18 protein-coding genes are annotated in these 24,062 nt (G+C 54.2%); 5 read left to right on the plus strand and 13 right to left on the minus strand.

Annotation, left to right across the window (positions count from 1 at the left end; genetic code table 11):
* Window positions 1-21: 21 nt before the first annotated feature.
* The 8 genes from ACJJIJ_RS10000 to ACJJIJ_RS10035 form a co-directional block, all read right to left on the minus strand.
* Window positions 22-477 (minus strand): hypothetical protein, encoded by a 456-nt coding sequence (locus ACJJIJ_RS10000; protein WP_444886512.1) that lies wholly within the window; start codon window positions 475-477, stop codon window positions 22-24.
* A gap of 178 nt (window positions 478-655) precedes the next feature.
* Complete coding sequence (locus ACJJIJ_RS10005) at window positions 656-1,858, minus strand: Wadjet anti-phage system protein JetD domain-containing protein (RefSeq protein ID WP_444939460.1); 1,203 nt, start codon at window positions 1,856-1,858, stop codon at window positions 656-658.
* Between the two features lie 42 nt (window positions 1,859-1,900).
* Window positions 1,901-5,548, minus strand: a complete 3,648-nt coding sequence (locus ACJJIJ_RS10010) for an ATP-binding protein (protein ID WP_444939461.1) — start codon at window positions 5,546-5,548, stop codon at window positions 1,901-1,903.
* Window positions 5,549-5,703: 155 nt separating this feature from the next.
* Window positions 5,704-6,468, minus strand: a complete 765-nt coding sequence (locus tag ACJJIJ_RS10015) for a DUF4194 domain-containing protein (protein WP_444939462.1) — start codon at window positions 6,466-6,468, stop codon at window positions 5,704-5,706.
* Window positions 6,461-7,888 (minus strand): Wadjet anti-phage system protein JetA family protein, encoded by a 1,428-nt coding sequence (locus ACJJIJ_RS10020; RefSeq protein ID WP_444939463.1) that lies wholly within the window; start codon window positions 7,886-7,888, stop codon window positions 6,461-6,463. The genes ACJJIJ_RS10015 and ACJJIJ_RS10020 overlap by 8 nt, the downstream gene beginning before the upstream one ends.
* A 15-nt stretch (window positions 7,889-7,903) precedes the next feature.
* On the minus strand, window positions 7,904-8,092 hold the full coding sequence (locus ACJJIJ_RS10025) for a DUF3012 domain-containing protein (protein WP_252082097.1): 189 nt from the start codon (window positions 8,090-8,092) through the stop codon (window positions 7,904-7,906).
* A gap of 112 nt (window positions 8,093-8,204) precedes the next feature.
* Window positions 8,205-9,581, minus strand: coding sequence for a cysteine--tRNA ligase (gene cysS, locus ACJJIJ_RS10030; RefSeq protein ID WP_252082098.1), 1,377 nt, complete (start codon window positions 9,579-9,581; stop codon window positions 8,205-8,207).
* A gap of 86 nt (window positions 9,582-9,667) precedes the next feature.
* The gene (locus ACJJIJ_RS10035; RefSeq protein ID WP_252082099.1) at window positions 9,668-11,341 is read right to left on the minus strand and encodes a glutamine--tRNA ligase/YqeY domain fusion protein; all 1,674 of its coding nucleotides are present in this window, start codon (window positions 11,339-11,341) and stop codon (window positions 9,668-9,670) included.
* A gap of 212 nt (window positions 11,342-11,553) precedes the next feature.
* Between ACJJIJ_RS10035 and ACJJIJ_RS10040 the strand changes: the two genes are divergently transcribed.
* On the plus strand, window positions 11,554-12,063 hold the full coding sequence (locus ACJJIJ_RS10040; protein ID WP_444939464.1) for a peptidylprolyl isomerase: 510 nt from the start codon (window positions 11,554-11,556) through the stop codon (window positions 12,061-12,063).
* Between the two features lie 35 nt (window positions 12,064-12,098).
* Entirely contained in the window at window positions 12,099-12,824 is a 726-nt protein-coding gene (locus ACJJIJ_RS10045; RefSeq protein ID WP_444939465.1) for a UDP-2,3-diacylglucosamine diphosphatase, read from the plus strand.
* A 32-nt stretch (window positions 12,825-12,856) separates the two neighbouring features.
* Here ACJJIJ_RS10045 and ACJJIJ_RS10050 read toward each other — a convergent pair whose 3' ends face one another.
* From ACJJIJ_RS10050 to ACJJIJ_RS10065, 4 genes are all read right to left on the minus strand, one after another.
* Window positions 12,857-13,786: an NAD-dependent epimerase/dehydratase family protein gene (locus tag ACJJIJ_RS10050; RefSeq protein ID WP_444939466.1), complete on the minus strand. Its 930-nt coding sequence runs from the start codon at window positions 13,784-13,786 to the stop codon at window positions 12,857-12,859.
* Window positions 13,783-14,610: a glycosyltransferase gene (locus ACJJIJ_RS10055; RefSeq protein ID WP_444939467.1), complete on the minus strand. Its 828-nt coding sequence runs from the start codon at window positions 14,608-14,610 to the stop codon at window positions 13,783-13,785. Before ACJJIJ_RS10055 ends, ACJJIJ_RS10050 begins: the two co-directional genes overlap by 4 nt.
* Before the next feature lie 74 nt (window positions 14,611-14,684).
* Window positions 14,685-15,989, minus strand: a complete 1,305-nt coding sequence (locus ACJJIJ_RS10060) for a condensation domain-containing protein (protein ID WP_444884470.1) — start codon at window positions 15,987-15,989, stop codon at window positions 14,685-14,687.
* A gap of 18 nt (window positions 15,990-16,007) precedes the next feature.
* Window positions 16,008-17,282, minus strand: coding sequence for an NAD-dependent epimerase/dehydratase family protein (locus tag ACJJIJ_RS10065; protein WP_444939468.1), 1,275 nt, complete (start codon window positions 17,280-17,282; stop codon window positions 16,008-16,010).
* A 405-nt stretch (window positions 17,283-17,687) separates the two neighbouring features.
* Between ACJJIJ_RS10065 and ACJJIJ_RS10070 the strand changes: the two genes are divergently transcribed.
* Window positions 17,688-18,839, plus strand: a complete 1,152-nt coding sequence (locus ACJJIJ_RS10070; protein ID WP_444939469.1) for a saccharopine dehydrogenase family protein — start codon at window positions 17,688-17,690, stop codon at window positions 18,837-18,839.
* Between the two features lie 100 nt (window positions 18,840-18,939).
* Here ACJJIJ_RS10070 and ACJJIJ_RS10075 read toward each other — a convergent pair whose 3' ends face one another.
* On the minus strand, window positions 18,940-20,223 hold the full coding sequence (locus ACJJIJ_RS10075; protein WP_444939470.1) for a condensation domain-containing protein: 1,284 nt from the start codon (window positions 20,221-20,223) through the stop codon (window positions 18,940-18,942).
* 363 nt (window positions 20,224-20,586) lie between these two features.
* Here ACJJIJ_RS10075 and ACJJIJ_RS10080 point away from each other — a divergent pair, with 363 nt between their 5' ends.
* Both ACJJIJ_RS10080 and ACJJIJ_RS10085 read left to right on the plus strand, forming a co-directional pair.
* Window positions 20,587-22,284 carry an FMN-binding glutamate synthase family protein gene (locus tag ACJJIJ_RS10080; protein ID WP_444939471.1) on the plus strand — a complete coding sequence of 566 codons (1,698 nt, stop codon included), beginning with the start codon at window positions 20,587-20,589 and terminating at the stop codon, window positions 22,282-22,284.
* Between the two features lie 27 nt (window positions 22,285-22,311).
* The gene (locus tag ACJJIJ_RS10085; RefSeq protein WP_444939472.1) at window positions 22,312-24,024 is read left to right on the plus strand and encodes a thiamine pyrophosphate-dependent enzyme; all 1,713 of its coding nucleotides are present in this window, start codon (window positions 22,312-22,314) and stop codon (window positions 24,022-24,024) included.
* Window positions 24,025-24,062: the final 38 nt, after the last annotated feature.

Here is a 24,062-nt window from a genome sequence, read left to right on the forward strand (position 1 = left end):
GAATCAACCGGTGATTGAAAATTACTGGTAGGGGTCCAGCACCTCCTCTTTTGAGGACTCCCGTTGATATTGGTCTGCATCCATCGTGGGACGTGACCACTCATTACTCTCGCGGCCACCCTGCTCCTCCCCCGATTGGATAGCAGGGGGTGCCTTGGTGACATCGGAGGCAATTAAAGCGGAGCGTTTTTGCTCGAATCGCTTTTCCACGACGGGCTTGGGCGGCATGGAGGTGCTGGACTCCCGGCGGATACGGCTGGCCATAGTGCTTAGCGTTGGTCGTCGGCGCTCGGCCAGCTTAACCGCTTCCAACTCGCTGTTGAGCCGATTGACCTCTGCCTGCAAATCTCCCATCTGCGCCTGCAGTTCGGTAATCTGAGTCAGTACGCCTTTAACTTTACGGCTTTCCTTCTCATATAAAACAGCGGCGCCGCCGAAGGCCAAAGCAAAAATGACCAAAATGGAAAACTGACGCATAGAGATCTCCAGAAGCTTCCCTTGTTATTTTTAAAGGGCATTTTTACCGTATATTTTCTGTATCTTCCGAGATCTCGCGCATAAAAAACAAGCTTTAAGGCTGACTGAAACGACTGCAACAGCCAGCGCACAATAAAGAGGAAGGGAAATTTATCCGATAGCGACAAAAAGCCCAGCGTTAAGGGAGAGTCTCCAGCAAAGCCTCTGTTTTGACGGCCTCCTGATCCACAAAACAATTATTAGCCGAGATAGCTGGGATCAAATAATCATCCGCATATTGGCAGCCGATCATTTCGATGGGTTTTTGCCCGAGCTTTTCTGCCAAGTCGGGAGAATGGGCTTTGCCGGCGTGCAGAGAGTTGAGTAACAAATCATAGCCGGGCCGCCAACACTGCAACCCAGGAAAACTTTTCTTCAGCGCGGCGGCTATACGCAGCCCTTCATAATCCAGATCCCCCCAAAAGAAAACGGGAAGTGAACCCAAATTATCGCCATACCACCACTGTGAAAATTGCTTCCGAGAAACTGTAGTGGCCGAATTAATCGTGCTAAAGCGAGTAATGCCATAATTGCGTATCCGCTCCGCACCACCCTGATAGCCCTCGCTGTACACCAGCGCCGTGGAGCTGGGCTGCAATTCCGCCAAGCTGATAAAAGTATTCTGGTTCTCTATAAAAATCACCTGCGCAAACTGTTCCGGCAGGTAGGCGTGAAGTAATAACTGGCGCTCGCGAATTTTTCGGCTCAGCTCCGGAAACAGGTTACGCACCAGGGACTGGCGACTAGGTAAATCAAGATATTTGGAATCCCCTTTAAAGCAGCGCGCGGCCAATTGCCGCCAGGTGATTTGCTCGGCAAAAATCAATTCCCGACTTATAGCGGCCCAGCAGGAGACCATTTCCTCGGCAGAGTCGAACCCCGCTTGAAGCTCCAAACCCTCTACGGGAAAAGCCGCGGGATTCTCAAAGCGATCGGCATAGGGCTCCAGCAGACTGGTCCAGGCAGACTTGCGCAAGTTGGGGGATGGACGATTGAGCCACAGGCGCAGCTGCTCTTCACTGGCGTCCCGAAAGATCAGCTGAGCGCCCTGCCACTCTGCAACACCCGGTCGCCGTTTAGGGTTCGGTTTTACTGCAAAACATTGATACTCACTGGCAAAGTGCTGCAATTCATTCCACAGCTCCTGCTCGTCTTGGTCGGGGTCCCTGAGGGGCTCCAACACTTCCAACCAACGCTTACTGCCAGCGCGCAAATCCAGCCTGAAACTAATGCGGGCTTCCTTGCCCCGTTCCAGCTGGCTATCCCGCCGATCCAGAATAAAATTCAGGATGCCGATTAACAGCGGGTTTTCCTCTACCCAATAGGGCAATGCCTTTTCCATCGGTTGCCTCCCTGCCAATGGAGGGGTTTCCCCCGAAAATACCTATCCCTCTACTTCTACCAGGTCCATAAAATCCAGCGATGCCTGTTGGCAAATCGTGCGGCGGTGGTTGGCCCAGAGTTCGGCGATACGCTCCTGGTTGCACACCTTGCGATCGACATACACCCGCGTATTCAGCTGGCCGATGGGCTTGGCACTGGGGCACTTACTGAATACAAACTGATTCGAGATCAGATCCATAAAAGGCCCGGATTTACTGCTGGGCATAATAAACAGCAGCTGTAAGCCCAGGGTTTCAGTCAGGTAACGGATCACTTCCTTGGAGCGGGACTCATCCATTTTGGAGAAGGCCTCATCCACCAGTACCATCTGCAAATGGCTGCCGCTTTCACCAAAGCGGAAGGCCGAAGTGACCGCTGCGGAGCGGATAATATAAGCCGGCGTTTCCAGCTGACCACCGGAACCGGTGCCGTACTGGCTGAGCGCAATCGGCTCCTTGCCTTCCGGTTCCTTATAGATCTCATAGCTGCGGTAGTTGCGATAGTCGCTGATTCGATCCAGCTCGCGTCGCGCCACCTGCTCGTCTTCACTCAGCAGCATACTCAACAGGCGATCCCGCACCTTGCGGTGCTTGGGCGCCAAGTCCGTGTCGAACAGACTCTGCTCTTCACCCAGATTAGGCAGTTCGATTACCGCCTTAAAGAAGCTCCAATATTCCTTGAATTCCGCCACCCACTGGTAGTCGAAACGGAAGCGCTCGCGGTCGGCGCCAAAGCGGTGGTGTTCCAGCTCTTTGTTCAGATCATCCAACACGCGCTTACCATCGTTAATGGACTGATAAATAGCGTGGCACAAGTGGGTTACAAAAGTGGTGTTAAAGGATTTTTTCAATCCCAGCAGTTGATCGTGGCGCTCCACCAGCAGGTTGTTCTTCAGGCGGTTGCGCAGGGTCTCTACCTGATCGCCGAGACCGCTGATCAACTTGAACAAGCCATCTTTGTGGCCGCCACTCAAGTCGGGCTCAAACACCAGGGTATCGACGCTGGCACAGGTAGCGTTGTACTCCATCACCGCGCGATCGAGCTGGCGACTGTATTTCTCCAGCTGCCCCTGCCAACTTTCGATATCCGCTGAGAAGTCGAAGTTGTCGGCGGCGCGCTCTACCTGCTCGTCGGCAGTAACCAGCACTTGCTCGGCATCGAAGGTGGGATCGATGGCGGTAATACGCCTTACCATTTCCTCGCTGTCACTGGCAGCATCGTCCAGGGACTCCAGCTCGCCAGACAGCGCGTATAAGAGTTTTTCGTTGCTTCTTAGCTTGGTCTCCAGAGAGCCATGCTTGCGCTGGAGGTCAGACAACTGCTTCTGCTGGTCTTTAAGCTGGGCCTTGAGTTCATCGACCTGCTGTTCGAACTGCTCGAAGTCCTTCAGGTCCAGGTTTTCCAGGGCCCGTTCAGCGCTGCGCCATTCCCGCTGGGCCGCCAGGGCGGAATCCACAATGGACAACAGCTTGATATTCGCCAGTCCGCGCACCGCGTTGGTGACTCGGCGGTAGAGCTGGTGGCGCTCGTTGACGTGGGCGGCCTCTTCCAGCAACTGCTCCATAGCGCGCTGCTGCGCCGCCAGTGCGCGAGCTCGGGCGCCCTGACCGAAGACCAACTCGGCATCGTCCATATCGCAGCGCCACATGCTGTAGTTGCCACTGGCCATACCGTCGGCAGTCAGGCCCCGGCGGGTGCCGCGCAGCTCGTGTTCATCCTCCACCTGAACCACGGCACCGTAGGAGGCGCGCAAATAGTGCTCGGCAGTTTTATGGGTGAACTCCATCAGTTCGATAATGGAGCCCGACGGCGTATCCAGACGCTCCGCATCGCGGCGGGCTTTATCCCCCTGGATCACCCGGGCGCGGTTGTTGCGCCCAGGCAGGCTGCGCACGATACGAATCGCGCGGGCCTCGTGTTCCGGCTCCACAATAATCGAGAAGCGCGCACCGCCCAGATAGCCTTCAATCGCCATCTGCCAGCGCTCATCCAGCACTTCCACATAATCACACAGGACGCGGGGCTCCGCTTCAGGGCACTGCTCGCGAATTGCGGCCAGGGCTACTTCTACCGATTGGGGGTAGCGCACGCGGTTGGCCTGGAGATGCTGAATTCGACTCTCTTGGGTGCGCAGCTGCTTTTGCAGTTGCTGCACTTTTTGCTCCCAGCGGGAGGCCTGCTGGGCAATCTGCTCTTTGGGGGAAACCTCGTCACCGGCGCCAGCTTTACCATTGCTATCCAGCAGATCGAAGAGGCGGTTCTGTAGAGCTTCGCTGCTAGCAGCGCGCTCGCGCAGTGGCTCCAATGCAGCCAGGTCAATCCAGTCCTTGCCCAACAACTTGTGCAGATCCGGCAGGTCTTCCTCGCGGGCTACCTGCTTGATCGCCTGCACCAGTGCTTTATCGGAGAAAGCGGGAATTTCCAGCTCGGCGGAGGTGGAGTTAAGCAGGTTTAATAATTCTTCGGCGGCCTCGCGGTTCTCGCGCCAGCGGGCCTCTTCGGCAGACATGGGGGTATGCTGCTGGGACAGAAGGCTCAGGGCATTGTTAATACGCTGTTCCAGTTCGTCCTTATTGCGCAGCGCATCAATACCCAGGCGCTGGGCTTGAAGCTCTACCAGCTGACCATTGAGCTGCTCGACGCGTTCGGAGGCGACGCGCACCTCCCTTTCATTGTTGTCCAGATCGCTGCGCAGTTTTTTCTGATCGTTCTTGCCGCTCAGATAACTCTTTTGCACCCGCTGCTGGCGATGGCGTGCGCACAAATATTCCTGCACCCGCAACTGCAACCACTGCTCCCGGTAGAGCTCTACCGACTGGGCGATGGCCTCCAGGGAACTGACCCGCTCCACAATCTGACGGGCTTCCTGTTCCATGCTGTGGATGGTTTTCATCAGTTCGGAAACGGAGCGGATGGCATCACCCAGATCGCGCTTTTCCAACACTTCCTGTGCGACAAAATCGTTGATGCTTTTAACCGGCTTATAGGCCATAAAATTGGCAAAGGTGCGCGCGGCGTGCATGGCCTCGCGATCGGAGACCGCATCGCGGCGTCCGCGTAGGGCGCCGTAAAGGCGGCGCAGGTAGGCCTTTTTCTTGTCGTACTGCTCTACTTTTTCGAACTGCTTGCTTAGGACCTGGTTGAATTTATCCAGCGGCAGCAGGTGCTTGCCGTCGGTGTAATCCCGGACAAAATCCCCCATCACCAACTGTTCGCCGGGGAATACGAAAAAGCGCAAATCACTTTGGCGGGCCTGGGCGGGTTTACTGCTGTTATCCAGGTGCGCGCGAATCCCCATCACTGCGGTAAAAGGCTCAGCATCGTCTTCACCACTGGTGGGATGAAAAATACCGGCGATGTAACAGTCGGTGGGCTCTACACGAGCGTAACTGCCATCGTCACAACCCAGTACATAGGAAGCTAGCGTCCGCACCTGCTTGCCACCCCGCCCGCGCTGGGTGGTTTCATCCTGCCCCGGGTTAAAGGTAAACAGGGTATCGTGGGCGGCGGTCATCAATGTCTGGATAGCATCAGCCGCCGTGGTTTTACCGGAACCGTTGCCACCGGAAAACAGGTTGATCGGGCCGAAATCATATTCCAACTGCGGGATATTGCCCCAGTTAATCAGGATCAGTTTTTTTAGGAACATAGTCTTTTCAAAAAAACGGTCTTTTCAAAAGCAGGGTCTTTTTGCAGGCGGGAAGCCGACACCCCTCTCCGAGGCTCCCGGGTGCGATTTACGCAAACCCGGGCGGTCGAATGTTTTCGATTTTTTATAGCCGCTAGCGCGGCCTCTATTTTCAACTAGGAAGCGGCTTCACTCTCAAACAGGCTGTTATCTTCGACTTCTGGAGTGATGCGTTCGAGCGCTTGCTCTTCTTCTGCTTCTTCAGCCTCATCAATTTCATCAGCTTGAGTGGTCCCGCTCTCCACTGCGGGCGGGACTTCGCTGTCGATCAGCTGGTGCAATACCGACTCGCTGACAAAGTGGGCGATGGTCGGGCGCACGCGCAGCCAGACTTCCGCACTGGTCTCCACTTCTTCGCTGCTGAACTGCACCAAACGCAGCTGGCGCAATTTCTTCAACAGATTTTTGCGCTCGGCCTGTTTATCCGGCAGGGACATTTTCAACAGATTGCGCATGCCCAGTTCCAGGGCTTCCATCGATAGCGCGGCGCAACCACTCTCATCCACCTGCCCTTCCCGCAGCGCTTTATCGTATTCCACGCGCAGGGCGAGAATCGCGGCCACTTCCTGCTGACTGAGGCGGGCGCGGAAGCCGCCGTGGTGCGGCTCTTCCTGATCCGGCAAACCCGGCACTTCGGCGCCGGGCGGATACACGCGGATAAACTGGAAACGACTGTCGTGTTGCAAACGCAATCCCAATGGGGCCAACCACTCGCGCACCAGCTGCTCGCAGCGCTGGAAGCGATCGTAAAGGGTGGTTTCGATAACGCTTTCATCCCGGCAGATAACGCCGTAATCCAACAGGCGCACCAACAGCTCGGAAAATTCGCTGCGGTTCAGGCGACACTGCGCCAGGGCCTCTTCCAAAGCCTGTTCAATCACTGTTTTTCAGCTCCAGGATATATTCGTCAAATTCGGTGAAATAGTCATTGCTAACGATTTCACCGGTAAATTTCACCTGCAAGTCGGCGGCGCCGCTCTGGTTCACCGCCGCCGCTTCGATCACATGGCTCATAGCGAGCAGATCACGCGCATCGCGCAATGGCAGGTTGCGGCTGTTGATCTGGCGGCCGGTGCCGAGGGCATCGCTCAGATAATCCCGCAGGTTACTGTTGTTGAAATTAAACGCCTGGTCGAGCAATTGTTGCAGCTCGATCTCGCGGCGGTTCTCCTCACCGATGGGGGTTTCATCTTCAACCCGGGTATTCACCGGCTGGCGGCGGTTGCGCTGCCACAGCTGGGTTTGTTTGGGGTCAAACAGGCGCAGCTGGAAGCCACCTAACTGTTCACCCAGCTGCTCGAGAATTTGTGTTTTTTGCTGGCTCTCACCGAGACGCTGGCACAGGTCGGCAAATTCACCTTCAGCCTGGCTGTGCAGGTAGCTGAGCTGGCGGATAATAATATCCGCACGCTTGGTAAAGCCCTGTAGTGCGCGGCGCAAAGCGGGCAACTTCACCTCGCAGGCGCGGCGCATGCGGTCTTCGATGGTATCAAGCATCAGCCACAGCAGGGAGTGGCCCGGTTGCACCAACTCCGGCAGCAGTTGGCGCAGGCGCTTCTCCCACTCCGCTTTCTGCATATCCTCCTTGCGGCGAATGCAGTCAATCACCCGGTTGATGGAATCGCGGTGCTTCTCCACGCTGTCCGCAGACAGTCGGATAGCCAGGTCCGGTTGGAAGCGGCTCTCCATAAAGGAGAAAAACTCATCGGTGGCCTGCTGCACCAGCAATTGAGCCTCCACTTCCCTCACCATTTCCCGCTTGCGCTCTTCCAGCTCGGCGATCATATCGGTGAAATCCGCCACGATACGCTCGGAGTATTCCCAGGCATCGATCAAGTCGTGGATTTCACCTCGGCTGGCAAAGGCTTCCAGGGCATTTAAGGTGTTGCGGGTATTGCGGTGGCGAGTGCGCACGCGGGTGCCGTTCACTTCAACCAGCGGCTGAGTGAAAAGGCGGCCCCGGCGGCTAAACGGATAGGTAGCGGTGAGCGTGGCGCTGTCCACCTGCTTCTCCAGCCAACCGAACTCCACCAGGCTGTTCAGTACCCAGACGGCCTGATCGCGCAGGCTGCGGAAGCGGCCCTCGGGGTCCTGCACTCCATCTTCACTATCGAGTTGGGGCGCGCGGGTCAGGGCCTCGGCAAAAATTTCCAGGATCTGCTCGCGCAGCAGAGACTCGCCGTAGTCAGCCTTGGCGGTGTACAGACGCTCATACAAAAGACGCAAGCACTCAACCACCTGCTCGCGGTATTTACCGGTCAGCGGGCGGAAGAAGTGCTGGTAGGAATCGACGAAGAACAACGACTATAGGCCCGCTTATTCCTCTTCCGGCTTTTGGTTGAAGACGCAGTACTTGGTGTAGTCGCGTCCATCATCCAGGGTCCATTGGCCCTTGGGCACTTTATCCATTTTTTCACACCAGGCATCGGAGCCGCGCTTGGGCTCACAGGCGGTCAGTGCGACAAGGGCAACAGCGGAACAGATCAGAACAAGTACTTTTTTCATGGTTCGCTTCTACAAATGAAATTCGAGTGGCTTTTTCTCCCCAGCTGCGAGCAGCCAGGGAGAAATCAGTGAGCGTAGTTTTTAAGGATGTAGTTTAGGGGCTAGAGGCACCCTACTCGCGGCGCCACTTAGTGCCCTCGCGGCTATCCTCAAGCACCACACCCTTGGATTTTAACTCTTCGCGAATCTCATCGGCGCGGGCAAAGTCACGGTTTTTCTTGCTCTGCACGCGCTCTTCAATCAGCGTTTCAATTTCCTCTGCGGAAATAGTTTCTTCGCCACCGCGGGCCTGCTTGAACCAAGCTTCCGGGTCTTGCTGCAAAATACCAAGCATTTCACCGGCCGCCAGCAACAAACCTTTTAGGCGTGCTTTATCGGCGTCTTCGGCCTTGTTCAAATCGCGGGCAATCTGGTGCAGTTCGCTAATGGCGATCGGCGTATTCAGATCGTCTTCCAGCGCTTTAAGGAAGGCTGTGTCAGTCAAATCTGCCGCTTGCGCCTCAACCACTTCGGTTTCACGCAGTGCACCGTAGAGGGTATCCAGGGTGCGCCAAGCCTGGTCAAGCAGGTCAGCACTGAAATTCAGTTCTGAACGGTAGTGGGCAGATAGCAGTGCGAAGCGCAGTACTTCGCCAGGGTAAAGCGCCAACAGGTCTTTGACCATGCGGAAGTTGCCCAGGGACTTGGACATCTTCTCGCCGTCGATATTCACGTAGCCGTTGTGCATCCAGTAGCGCACAAAATCCACGCCATTGGCGCAGCAGCTTTGGGCCCGCTCGTTCTCGTGGTGCGGGAAGGTCAGGTCACGACCGCCGCCGTGAATATCAATGGTGTCACCCAGGTGCTTCTTGATCATGGCCGAGCACTCCAAGTGCCAGCCTGGGCGTCCACGGCCCCAGGGGCTGTCCCAGCCGGGCTCGTCATCGGCGGACGGCTTCCATAGTACGAAGTCGCCAGCGTACTTTTTGTAAGGCGCTACTTCCACCCGCGCACCGGCGAGCATATCGTCGAGGGAGCGCTTGGACAGCTGGCCGTATTCCTGCATGGACTCCACGGCGAACAGCACATGGCCCTCAGCGGCGTAGGCGTGACCTTTCTCCAGCAGGCTTTCGATCATCGCGATCATTTCCGGCAAGTGCTGGGTGGCATAGGGGACAATATCCGGCTCCAGGTTGTTGAGCGCTGCCATATCCTCGTAGTAAGCCTGGGCATAGCGGGCAGATAGCACGCCAATTTCCTCGCCGTTATCCCGCGCGGTCTTCATGATTTTGTCGTCAATATCGGTGATATTGCGCGCGTAAATCACATCGCTGAAATTTCTTTTCAGTACCCGGTAAAGGGTGTCAAACACCACCACAGGGCGGGCATTGCCAATATGCACGCGGTTGTACACGGTGGGGCCACACACATACATGCGCACCTGATCTTCCACCAATGGTACGAAGGGTTCTTTCTTCCCGGAAAACGTGTTGTAGACCTGTAGAGACATCTTTTCTCTCGAATTCTTTTGCTGTGTGGCTGGGCCAATCATTGACCCAGCCGCGAAAACTGCCGCTCGGGCAGCCCTCCGCTTTACTATTTGTTTTGCTCTTTGGCCCAGCTGTCGCGCAGACCAATGGTGCGGTTAAACACCGGCGCTTCTGCGCTGCCGTACTTGCTGTCGCGACAGAAGTAGCCGTTGCGCTCGAACTGGTAGCCCTGCTCCGGCTCCGCTTTGGCCAGGCCGATTTCCGCCTTACAGCCTTTTAGGATCTGCAGGTTGTCCGGGTTTACGCAGTCGAGGAAGTTCTTACCGCCGGCATCCGGCGCCGCATCATTGAACAGGCGATCGTATAGACGCACTTCGCAATCGACATTGTTGTCCGCAGATACCCAGTGAATAACGCCCTTTGGCTTAACGCCGTCGGCCGGGTCTTTGCCCAGGGTGTCCAGATCAACCGAGCAGATCACCTCAACAATTTCACCGGCATCGTTCTTCACGACTTCTTCCGCAAAGATCACATAGGCGTTGCGCAGGCGAACTTTTTTGCCCAGCACCAGACGCTTGTACTTCTTGTTGGCCTCTTCGCGGAAATCCTCTTTCTCAATATAGAGAGTGCGGCCAAAAGGAAGTTCACGGGCCGGCAGATCATCGCGCACCGGGTGGCCGGGTGCTGACAGTATTTCTTCCTGGCCTTCCGGGTAATTTTTCAGGGTGATCTTCAAAGGCTCCATCACGCACATGGCGCGCGGTGCATTTTTATCCAGATCGTCGCGAATGCTGTATTCCAGCATGCCCACATCGACAACTGAGTCGGAGCGGGTTACACCGATCATCTCGCAGAAGTTGCGAATGGAAGCCGGAGTAAAGCCGCGACGGCGCATACCGGACAGGGTCGGCATGCGGGGGTCATCCCAGCCGTCCACATGGCCTTCATCTACCAACTGCTTGAGCTTGCGCTTGGACACCACGGTGTAGTTGAGGTGCAGGCGGGCAAATTCGTACTGACGCGGGCGCGAAGGCACCGGCAGGTTCTCGATCAACCAGTCGTACAGCGGCTTGTGATCTTCAAACTCCAGGGTGCAGATGGAGTGGCTGATACCCTCAATCGCATCACACTGGCCGTGAGCGAAATCGTAGCTGGGGTAAATACACCACTTATCACCAGTCTGGTGGTGAGCCATCTTTTTGATGCGGTAGATGATCGGGTCACGCAGGTTGATATTGGGCGCGGCCATATCGATCTTGGCGCGCAAGCTGCATTGACCCTCTTCCATTTCACCGTTGCGCATCTTTTCAAACAGCGCCAGATTTTCCTCGACGGAGCGATCGCGGTAGGGGCTGTTCTTACCCGGCTCTTTCAGCGTGCCACGGTAGTGACGCGCTTCTTCTGCGGACAGGTCGCAGACGTAGGCCTTGCCATTTTTAATCAGGTGCAGTGCCCACTCGTACAATTGATCAAAATTATCCGAGGAATATTTGGCCTCGCCATTCCACTCAAAACCAAGCCAGGAGACATCGCGCTTAATCGCATCGACAAACTCTTCCTCTTCCTTGGCCGGGTTGGTGTCGTCAAAGCGTAAATTACAGGTGCCACCGAATTCCTGCGCCAGACCAAAATTCAGACAGATGGACTTGGCGTGGCCAATATGCAGGTAGCCGTTGGGCTCTGGCGGGAAGCGGGTCGCGATCTGCGTAACCCGGCCCTCAGCCAAATCTTCACGAATAAGGTTCTGTAAAAAGTGAGCGGGCTTGCTCTCGGATGTCATAGGATTCTCTTATTTACAGCTGTGCGAACATAAACGGCGAATTATACCCTAGTTGAGCCACAGAATATCCTATTTAGCTGAGCGTCTGACGATGATTTTTACTGTTGACGCACACTTTTTAGGCAATCCATTATGATATCGCGACTCGGCGTTTTACAGCTCCTGACTAAAAGGTATTATGCCGGCCGAAATCAACCCTCATAGGACATTTTATGATCACCTTGCACACTACCCACGGAGATATTGCTATCGAACTGGATTTCGACAAGGCCCCAAAGACTGCTGCCAACTTCCTGCAGTATTGCCGTGAAGATTTTTACACTGGGACCATTTTCCACCGGGTGATCGACAACTTCATGATTCAGGGTGGCGGCATGACCCCCGACATGGAGCAGAAAGAAACCCGCGAGTCCATTGAAAACGAAGCGGACAACGGCCTGAAGAATGACACCGGCACCCTGGCCATGGCCCGCACCATGGACCCCCACTCCGCCAGCTCCCAGTTCTTTATCAATGTAAAGGACAACGACTTCCTGAACTTCCGCAGTAAAGACACCCAGGGCTGGGGTTACTGCGTATTCGGCAAAGTGGCCGACGGTATGGACGTGGTCAATAAGATCAAGAGCGTAAAAACCGGCAGCAAGGGCTTCCACCAGGACGTACCCATGGAAACCATCGAAATCACCGGTATCAGCATTTCTGACGACTACGCAGACAAGTAATTTTTCGAGCCCATTTAGGCTCTAAGGCGGGGACATTGTCTATTTATTTTATTTCCGATCTGCACCTCGATGAGAACCGACCGGAGATTACCCAGGCTTTTTTTGATTTTCTGCGCGGCCCCGCCGCCGGTGCCGAAGCACTGTATATTCTCGGCGACTTCTTCGAGGCCTGGATTGGCGATGACGACGATGCCCCCCTGATTGAAGAGGTGGTATGGGAGTTAAGCCACTACAGTGGCACCGGGGTGGAACTGTACCTAATGCATGGCAACCGCGATTTCCTGCTCGGTACCGATTTTGCCCAGCGCACAGGTGCGGTGCTACTGCAAGACCCAACTACCCTCACTTTGGCTGGCCGGCAGGTTCTCTTAATGCATGGCGACAGCCTCTGCACTCGCGACGAGGAATATATGACTTTTCGGCGTCAGGCGCGGGACCCCAATTGGCAACAGGGGTTGCTGGCCAAGCCTTTGGGAGAACGCCGCGCTATCGCCGCACAGATTCGCGCCGCCTCCAAAGCCATGAATAGTCGCAAAGCGGAAGACATCATGGATGTTACCCCTGAGGAAGTGGAAAGAGTGATGCGTGAATACAACGTAAATACCCTGATCCACGGCCACACCCACAGGCCCGGTCGCCACCCCTTCTCACTTGATGACGCTGCAGCAGAGCGCATTGTACTGGGAGACTGGGATCGCAATGCCTGGTGCCTAAAAGCGAGTGGGGAAACATTGGAACTGATGCACTGGCCAATCGGCTGAAGCAGGGCTACCCACATCCAGCTTCCCAATAGTTAGTGACAGAGCTTTTGTTCGAGCTTCACAGCCTCCGCCAAGAGGCGCAGGCTGTGGCGCAGACGCTTCGCCCCACCAAAGCGGAACCCTTTGGCCTGTAAATAAGCGCAATCCATTATTGCTGGCCGCTCCCCCTGAGCTTCTGGGGGCAGAGGGCTACGCTTTCCCAACATGGTCTGCAAAATCTCCGCCACCTCTCGGAAACTCACTAGGCGATCACTGCAATTCACCGCCCTCCCCTTGGCATCCGCCTCCGATAGGACCAACTCCACTGCCCTGGCGACATCTTCCCCATGCACTTCTGTGGCAACTCTGGTTTGAGTGAAGGGCTCACCGCTCACCACTGCGCGAGCAATGTCATACCACTTACTGCGCTCGAGGGGATTCACCACACCATAGACTCCGGTGAGACGCAGGGAGACCGCGTGCCATTGACGCTGCTGGGCCCAAGCGGAAACCATCGCTTCCACCGCCGATTTGTAAGCCCCATAAAATGTATCGGGCAAGGCCGCCTGATGCTCGTACAAGTTGCCTCGCAAACACCCCGTCGCGTACACGGCCCTGCTGGAAATAAAAACAAATTTATCCACGGAGGCAGTGTGAGCCACTTGCATCAGTAGCAGCGTACTGTTCAGGTTAGATTGGAGATAACCGGAAAGATTCTCCCCTTCCCCACCACGATAACGCCCAGGCAAGTGATCATAGGCACAGTGCACTATCGCATTCAAACCACTAACAAATCTGGATAGAACTGCACGATCCGCCATATCGCCAGCAACCCACTCAAAGTTGCTACCTGTAGCAAAAGGAAATAACCCAGATTTATGACCTGTGCGGGATAGTGCTCGCACTTTATAACCATGATCGAGAAAGTAACGGACAATAAACTGCCCCACATAGCCACTGGCGCCAGTGATGCCGATATTCACTGGGCACTACTCACTGACTGACTCTGCTCACGGGTCAACTGCTCGATTCTCGCACCGATATCACGACCCTGATTGACTGCCCACCACAATTCGATCAAGGGTCTGAGCTGCTCCATTTTCGTATGGTCCTTTTGCCAGGGTTTTTCGTATTGATAGTGAATCACATGGATGCTACTCCACAACCATAATTGCGGTAGATTCAGATACAGATATTGCAAGGCATTGTAGATATAAGGCATACCGTGCCAGCGAGGGAAAAATGCCTGCAGAAAAGTCTGGTCCGTGCGCCGCCAAAAAGCGCCCGGCTTGTCTAACAAGGTCATCATTGCTCGGTAGGTTTCTACACAAGGTACGGCAGTAAACAGGCCAGAATTCATTCGACCAAAGCCGTCCAAGCTTTCATAGAGATTGGGCGCGGCACAAAATTCAGGGTATTCCATCAGGTGGTCGATATTGCGCAGTACCAACATATCTGCATCGAGAAAAATTAGCTTGTCATATTCCTCCAGCTGCCAGAGGGACAGCTTGCAAAAATTATTCAGAGGAATATGGAACCGAGGTTTTTCCCCCTTATCGAAAGGCGCGCGCATGTGAAGTCCTGCGCGCTCGTGGCGCTGGATAAATGCCTCAGAAAAATCTGGTGGGCTGATCTCCCGCACCAGGCATCCAGATAATTCCAGCAGTTCCGTATCCACAGAATCGGCAACCACCATTGCTATCAAAGGGTGTGTAGCCCTCACCCTTTCCAGCGAACGTTTTAGCGCAACCGCACCAATCACATAATCCGGGCTGTTTACGAGGGTAATAAAGGCACAACGAGACATGATGGCTACTGCAATCTGTTTAACACTAGTTAGGTATACGCACTGCCTAGCACTTAGAAATGCCTATGGGAGACTCACAGGGGAGGCATTTTCTCATCCGCTCCATGGATTGAGCGAAGGCACCAGCGATCTGCAATGCTCTCCACCTGCTTAAGGCTGAAACAGTTCACATTATAGATAAAGCTCGCCCGTAACTGGCCGCCATAGACTGCCAGTGAGAGGTAAATTCCGTAAGGGGTGAGACGCGTTGGCAGCGGGGTCGTATGTATTTTCAAATTCTCACTAATTTCTACCCACTCTGAAGTTTCGCCGGTATACACAGCGGTAAACCCTTCATGATGCTCCTCCGCCTGAAGAAAAGTTATTAGAAAGCAGCTTGAGGCGTTAAGGTTGTGACCGATACTGCCGTGAGGGCCAATTGAATCAGCAGCGTAGGCCGTGCGCATCGCATGCCGGATCTCTCGTGACAGGCGCACAAGTTTTTCTGACCAGGATTCATTTCTGCAAACTGACAAATTGCCATAGCGAAACATGGGGCCAAGAATATAGCGGTGCTCTCGCTTTAAGCGCAGAGACAAGCTGGTATTTAGCCAAAAATCATGATGAAGAAATTCACATAAAGTTTGCTGGTAGGCGGCACATAAGAAGACAAACAAGCTGATTTCTGCATCACTGACATTGGCTTGAATCTGCGTAAAATCGGCTCCGTCAATATTGAGAATCACCTCATCACAATTAATTGAGACAATCTCTTGGTGCGAAGCCTGCCAAACGGCTTCTCTCTGCAGCTCTAGCTTATTGCGCCAATAGTAACTGGCTTTTTGCCCACGCTCCGTCCCAAGATATGTCTCTTCAAAATTTATATAGTCGGCAAAATCGGTGGACTCCCCGCGGGGTTTATAGGATTTCCCTGCTCCCATTGCCAGGTAGGCAGCTAGGGATTCGGCCCACAACAGAGACAGACTAATACCATCGGTAATAATGTGGTGGCACTTGGTCAAGAAAATATATTCATCCTCACCGGTGCGAAAAAGGCTGAGGCCTAGCAGCTGGTCCGAATTTAAATCCATGGGGGAGCTGCTGAACTGGCGCAGGAAGCTGGTGATATGCGCCTCGCTCATATGGCGAATATCCATGTAGTCCAGTTCGATATCATCAAAACTTCGAATAGCCGGCTCATCCCGGTAGCGGCAGCGGAAAATAGGATAAGCGTTTACAACCGTGGGCACAGCCCGCTCAAACAGTTCGACATCTACGTCCCCCTTAATACGCATGGCGCGGGTAATCAGGTCCGCCAGTACCTTGCGGTGATTCAGGTTGTAAATACTCTGCTCCGTAATCGACAGAGGCACATTCGCAGAGCAATCCCAGCCTGGCATAGGAGTTCCAGTCGTCGGCTAAGAGTTAGTGGGCCGAATCAAATTCTGGGCCCCCTCAAGTACCTTGTGCAGGTGTGGTGTCTCAACATCTGGAGTACTTTCCTGGACTTTGTGGGTGCGCCAGTAAGAGCGACACGGGATCAGGTCTGCATTGCAGCGATAGGCATATTTACCTGCTACTTCAGAGATTTCCTCCAGTAATCCCTGGGCCAAAAAAGTCGGCTTTAACCCCAGGTTGCAGAGGCTGGCATTCTCCACAAATAAATCATTTTCCGCAGCCTCATTGCGCGGATTGTCGACAAATGCCACCTTGGCTCCGCTCACATCGGCAATCATTTTGGCGAGATCACGCACCCGATGGGTTTCGGTCATTTGGTTCATGATACGCACCCGCTCTCCTGCGACAGGAGGAGAGTTAATCGCCAGCTGGATACAGCGCACGGTATCGGAGATATGAATAAATGCACGGGTTTGCCCGCCGGTACCGTGTACAGTCAATTCATGTCCGGTAGCGGCTTGCATCAGAAAGCGGTTCAGTACAGTGCCATAATCACCGTCATAGTCGAAGCGGTTGATTAGGCGCTCATCCATGGAGGTTTCCACGGTTTGTGTCCCCCACACTATCCCCTGGTGTAAATCTGTAATTCGCACACCATCATTTTTGTTGTAGTAGGCAAAGAGCAGCTGATCCTGGGATTTCGTCAGATGGTAAATACTGCCAGGGTTAGTCGGATAGAGTATCTGCTGGGACACCCTCTGGCCGTCTGCCATCGGTATTTCCACATCCAGATAACCTTCTGGAATCTTCATGCCCGCAGAGCCATAACCATAAACTCCCATAGTACCGAGATGAACGATATGGCAATCGACGCCGGCATCCACCACTGCGGCGAGAAGATTATTAGTGGCATTGATATTGTTGGAAACGGTGTAGCGTTTATGACGCGAGGATTTCATGGAATATGGCGCTGCGCGTTGCTCTGCAAAGTGCACAATAGCAGCGGGCTGGGTCTCGGCAATCAACTCCATTAGCGGCTCGTAGTCACAAGCCAAGTCCAGCCTGTGCAGCCGGATATTTAGCCCGGTCGTCTCCCACCAACACTGCAGGCGCTGCCCAATACTCTCAATCGGTGTCAGGGATTCCACCCCCAACTCCTCATCGATACGACGCCTTGAGAAGTTATCCACGATAGTGACCCTGTATCCCTGCCGCGATAAAAACAAGGCCGTAGGCCAACCGCAAAAACCATCTCCCCCCAACACCAGAATATGGGCATTACCGTTTTGCCGCATATTAACCTCCCCAGAGAAAAGTCCGCGCCAAACACCAAAAGATATGAATAAATAATATACAAGACTGCCGATCAGGTTACCGTCAAGTGAGTGAATAGTGTCATCGATTAGCCCCTGTAAGACACAAACCAGATAAGGCTAAGGGATAGCGCCTGGTTTTCGATTTAACAGCCGATAAGGCGTGAATAACGAACCCTGCCGGGGGTAATCCGTTGACCCTTTTTACGTCATAGTTGTCCCCCTAAGATTACTATTTATTCGTCGGTACTCACCAAGCAAAGGCAAATCGTGATAAATCGCCAGCCAGTCATTTAATCAATAGTCACTAAGATTCTCTTGATTTACGTCACTGCCCCATTGCATGATCCACTCTAACTAACCTCAGGGGAGAGGAGTGCGATCCAGGTGATTAATAACCTGAACAAACGAGTATTAATACTCGGCGGCTACGGCAACTTTGGCGCGCGCATTGCGCAAATGCTGAGCTCCGAGCCCAATATTCAGCTGATTATTGCCGGCCGCAACAAGGCTCTGGCAGACCAGTGTGCCGAGGGACTCGGCGGGCTCGCCGAAGGTTTACGCCTGGAGAGAGATGCCGTCAACTTGGCTGCGCAACTCAAAGCCCTCCACCTGGATCTTTTGATTCACTGCGCAGGCCCCTTCCAAAAAGAGAGTGATTATCGGGTTGCAAAAGCCTGCATTGAGTCACGCACACCTTACATTGATATTTCCGATGGTCGTCGCTTCGTGTGCGATTTTCACCGCCTATCCCCCGCCGCAGAGGCCGCGGGCATTAGTATGGTATCGGGCGCCAGTAGCCTACCCGGGCTGAGCTCCGCCGCAATCGCCGAGATCCAGCTTGAACTGCCAGTGATTCACTCCGTAGACATTGCCATAGCACCTGCACACCGAATAGACCGCGGCTTGGCGACTGTACGCGCTGGCTTTGAATCCCTTGGCCACAGCTTTCCACAGCTGCAGAGCGGCTACTGGCGCGAATCCCACGCAGGGAAAAATCTACGCCCCATCAACCTGGCCCACCCAGTGGGCAAACGCTGGCTGTGCGACTTTGATGTGCCCGACCTAGAGCTCTGCCCGAAGTATTTTCCCAAGATGCACAGTGCTCGCTTCGCCACTGGCCTTGAGCCTCTAACCCTGCAAATCGGCCTATCCGCTTGCGCCCAATTGGCGCGCCTACAACTACCGGCAACCACTGCGCGCCTAGCCCAACTTGGCCATAAGATCAGTGACCGCTGGCCGGGAGGCACACCACACGGCGGCATGATCGTGCGTGCTACAGGGGAAAATGCCCATGGAGAAAGCGCCTCGCGCACCTGGCAGGTATTAGGCCTAAATGGCGATGGCCCCTGGATTCCTGCAGCCCCAGCGGCAGCACTAGCGCGTAAGTTTCTACGCGGAGAAATAGAAGAGGCAGGAGCAAGAGCCTGCTGGCAGTTACTAAGTCTGGATGAGATTCTGCTTGAACTGAATGATCACTCTATCGTTACGGCTATAGAGACCCACTCCCGCGAGCGAATGCCAGCACTTGCTGGCTAGGCGGTAACCAGGCCAACGCTTGTGCAAAGTGAATGATTTGCCCCCGTACCCAGTGAGAGTTTGCCGATATTTTTGGCTCGGTAATTCAAGCAAACTCGGCCTAACAGCCATTCTCTAAGATAAAACGCCACCGATCACTGAGTTTTTGCACGGTGTCACGGCTGAAACAGTTGGCGTTATAGACAAAGTTACTATGAAGGTGCCCACCGTAGGCCGCCAGAGAAAGATAGATTCCATAGGGTGTAATTCGGGTGGGCAAACTCATTGAGCGCATTTTTACTCTCTCATTTAAATTGACCCAGTTCGAGGAAGCATCGTTATAAATCGCTTGCAGTCCCTCCTGCTGTACCTCTGTTTGCAGAAAGTTTATCAAATAGGTACAGGGAGCAGGCAGGTTATTGCCAATAATGCCATGGGGACCAATCGAGTCAGCCACGTAAACTGTTCGCACGGCATAGTGTATTTCTTTGCACATCCTCCGTAGTTTTTTCAACCAGGCTTCCTCAGCTACCACTGCCAGATTTACCTGGCGAAACATTGGCCCCAAAACCTTCCGATGTTCTCTTTTTATCCGCAGTGACAAGCTCGTATTCATCCAAAAATCTTTTTGTAGGAGTTCGAATAAAGCCTGCTGAAATCCTGCGCACAGATAGACAAAGTGACTGACCCCGGCAGCCCTTGCCCGCTCTTTAATATGGGAGAACTCTTTCTTATACAGGGTGCAAACCAAGTCTTCACAATACAGAGAGACTCCTTTCCCTGATGAGGCCACTTCAATCGCGCCTCTTTGACGGGCCAGCTTATTTTGCCAATGTTGTAGAGCTTTTTGTCCCCGCTGGCTACGGATGTAGTTATTTTCAAAACCCACGTAATCGGCGTAATCAATGATTTCGGGCTGAGGACGGAAACCAGCCCCGCTCTCAAGGTCCAGATAAGTGCTCAGTATCAACCCCCAAAGCAGTGACAAACTAATCCCATCGGTAATGATGTGATGACACTTCGTTAAGAAGATGTATTCATCCTCTCCGGTACGGATAAGGCTTAAGCTCAACAGCTGATCAGTATCCAGTGCTATTGGCGAATTACTGTATTGGGTTAAGAAGCTCTTTACATGAGAGTCACTCATGCCCCGAACATCCAATATATCCAATTCGACATCTGCAAAAATCCGCCGAACAGGCTCGCGGGTATAGCGACAACGAACAATAGGGTAAGTATTGACAGTTCGCTGAACCGCCTCTCTGAACAGGTCGATCTGGAGGGTGCCCTTGATACTGATTGCACGGGCGATCATATCTGCCAAGGCTTTTCGATAATGTAAGTTGTAGATACTCCTCTCGGTAATCGATAAGGGTACATCCGCAGCATGCTTCCATCCCGACATGCTTATCTCCCGTGAACGCTCAATCAATCTTATTTCTGCCAGAATCTTGTTAGGCGACTACTGGAATGCTCCGGCAAAGTACTCAGCCATTCGCAAAGGCCCACCCCCATACCACTCGACCTTCAAGACTCAATTGAAATTACTGAATTATTCAGAGGCCCATTCCCTTATTAAGTATTGCAGGCCTCCCCGCATGGAAATAAACAGCTGCATACACTCAATGCCTAAAGCCTGTATTTACGCGCCTACAGACAGTAGATTGGCAAGATTCATACTGGGGGTGGTCAGTTTTGCGGCAGATCGTGGACCGATAGCGGCAAAGCCCCCTGTGATGATCTAGGTTCATTATCGGAACTCCCAGTAATGAGATTGAACCCACACACTATGATCATCTCCACAGCCTGGCGCGCCTATGCCAGTCGGAATGGAATCAAGCGCGCCATCATTCCAGTGACCGCCCTGGTTCTGACACCGATATTTTTAATACTCACCATTGCTGTCGATGCCTGGTGGGTGATCGCATTGCTACTCAGCCTGTTCTTAGTGCTACTGGGCGTTTATGACATGCTCCAGCCCAACTGGAGTTTGACACGTAACTTCCCCGTTGCCGGACGCATACGCTGGTTATTTATGAATCTGCGCCCCTACTTCCGCGCTTATATAGTGGAGGGTGATGAGGAGGGCAGACCATTTAGCTATGAGGCGCGCAGACTGGTCTACGCCCGCGCCGACGGTTTCTCGGATATGCACCCCTTTGGTACTGAGCTGGATGTACGCAGTGATGAATACATGTGGCTCACGCACTCCATTAACCCGGCCAAAGAGGCTGATATAAAGTCCCGCATCGAAGTGGGTTCTGGCCGCTGTGCAAAACCCTATTCGGCAACGCTATTAAATATTTCCGCCATGAGCTTTGGCGCCTTATCCGCCGCTGCGATTGAGGCACTGAATCAGGGTGCAGCTATCGGTGGTTTCTATCACGACACCGGAGAAGGTGGCATCAGCCCCTATCACCGCAAACACGGTGGGGACCTGGTGTGGGAGCTGGGAAGCGGCTATTTCGGTGCCCGTAAGGATGACGGCAGCTTCGATCCCGACCTTTTTCGCGAAGCCTGCGATGATCAGGTAAAGATGACGGAAATTAAGCTGAGCCAGGGCGCTAAACCTGGCCATGGCGGTGTATTACCCGGAGCAAAAGTTACCCAGGAAATTGCCTCTACCCGCAAAGTCCAACCGGGCGTCGACTGCGTATCTCCACGCGCCCACTCGATGTTTTCCACCCCTATTGAAATGCTCGAATTTGCCGATCAGATGCGCAAGCTGTCCGGTGGCAAACCGGTGGGCGTCAAACTGTGCGTGGGGCAAGTCTTTGAAGTACTGGCCATTATGAAAGCCATGCTTGAGACAGAGAAATATCTCGACTTTATCGTGGTCGATGGCGCCGAAGGCGGGACGGGTGCCGCGCCATTGGAATTATCCAACCATGTGGGGATGCCACTGCTGTCGGGACTGATCGTAGTCCGCAATGCCTTAGTTGCTACCGGCTTGCGCGATAAAGTGCGCTTGGCGGCGAGCGGTAAAATCTACTCTGCTTCAGAACTCGCAGCCTGTCTGGCGATAGGCGCCGATTGGTGCAATGCCGCGCGGCCTTTTATGTTTTCCATCGGCTGTATTCAGTCGCGACGCTGCCACACCGATACCTGTCCTACCGGTGTCACGACCCAGGACCCCAAGCGCCAGCGGGGCCTGGTGGTGGATGTGCAGAGCAAGCGCGCAGCGGCTTTCCAGGCCAAGACCCTGGAGGCCCTGGGGGAGATTGTCGCCGCCGCCGGTTTAACCGAACCGCGCGACCTACAACCCTACCATCTCTATCACCGCATCAATGGTACCGAGTCATATCCTATTGATCGCATCTGGCACTTTCTCAATGAGAAAGCCTTGATAGACGCCCCTGAGGAGACGCCTTACCGGCATTGGTGGCAGGCCGCCAGGGCTGATTCATTCCGGCCCGCAGTCAACCTGGCTCACCACGATGATCACTCCGCACTGCGGCGCTTGTAAGCCCTGCCCCTTACTCTGGAGATTTCCATGGAGACCGTTTCGGAAATTATTGTCGATGCCCTGGTAAAAGCCGGAGCAAAGCGCTGCTATGGCATCGTCGGCGATACCATCAATCATTTCACCTCCGCCGTGCGCCAGTCCAAGCTGGAGTGGGTCCACGTTCGTCACGAAGAGGTGGGTGCCCTGGCTGCGGGCGGTGAGTCTTACCTGAGCGGGGAGCTCAGTGTCTGTGCCGGTACCGCTGGCCCCGGCAGCCTGCATTTTCTCAACGGCATCTTTGAGAGCCACCGCAATGGCGCACCGGTATTGCTGATCGCCACCCGCATTGACCGAGCCGAGCAGGGGTTGGGATTCCCGCAGGATGTCGATCAGATCAAACTCTACGAGCAGTGCGCAGTATTCTGTGAAACCCTTTCCGACCCTGAGCAGGCACGCCGCATTGTGAGCCAAGCTGCCCAGGCAGCTCTCAACCACAGAGGCGTTGCGGTGGTTGAGGTCAGTGGCGATATCTTCAAGACCAAGATCAAAGACTCAATTCCCTGGGCTGTTCACCGCCCCCAGTGGTTAGCACGCCCCACTGATGAGGAGCTGGATGCGCTGGCAGAAAAGCTCAACCAAGCAGGGAAAATTGTTATCTATGGCGGTATCGGCTGCCGCTTCGCGCACGATGCAGTAGTTAAGCTGGGACAGCAGCTGGCAGCACCCATAGTGCATACCACCCGCTCCAAGGAATATCTGGAATACGACAATCCTTGCAACGTGGGCATGAATGGTATCCTCGGCAACCCTGCCGGTTATCGCGCAGTTCAAACCTGTGACCTGCTGTTGTGCCTGGGTAACGATTTCGCCTACACCCAGTTTTACCCGGAAAAAGCCACCATTATTCAGGTGGATATTGCGGCTTCCCATCTCGGGCGACGCACGCCCATTCATATGGGCCTGGTCGGCGATGTCGGCGCGACCATTGAAGCCCTATTGCCGAGATTAAAAGACCGCAGTGACAATGCATTTCTCCAGGACCTGCTCGGTCGCTATCAAAAAGACCTGGAGCAGTTGGAAGAGCGGGGCCACGAGCCAGATCCCAAACTGATTCACCCACAGTACGTTGCCCAAGCCCTGGACAAACTCGCCAGCGACGAAGCTGCATTTACCGCCGATGGCGGCTCTCCCATGGTTTGGCTGCTGCGCCACCTGCGCGCCAATGGCAAGCGCTCCTTCCTCACCAGTCTCTCCCACGGCACCATGGCCAATGCCTACCCCCAGGGTCTGGGTATGGCTAAGGCAGACCCCAATCGCCAGGTAATTGCGATGTGTGGCGATGGCGGAATGACCATGCTAATGGGCGATCTATTGACCCTGGTGCAGGAAAAAATCCCTCTCAAACTATTGGTCTTTAACAATCATTCCCTCGGCTTTGTGGAAATGGAACAGCGTATTGAGGGACTGCTGGATAGCTACACCGACCTGCAGAACCCCGACTTCAGCCGCATGGCGGAAGTGATTGGTATTCCTGGAGAAAAAGTCGAGAAAGCGGATGATCTCGAGGACGCGATGAAACGCTGGCTGGCAGTCAAAGGACCTGCCTTACTGGACGTCACTGTAAACCGGCTGGAACTGGTGATGCCCCCAGAGGTGACAGCGCAGCAAGTGTCTTCCACCGCGCTATTTGGCCTCAAAGCCATACTCAACGGACGCGCAGATGAAGTGGTTGACCTGCTGAAAGACAACTTTCTACGCTGACGAGGAGCCGGCCAACTCGACCCGAGACGCAACCCAGG

It is taken from the genome of Microbulbifer mixtoriginis (SeqCode), assembly GCF_052467945.1.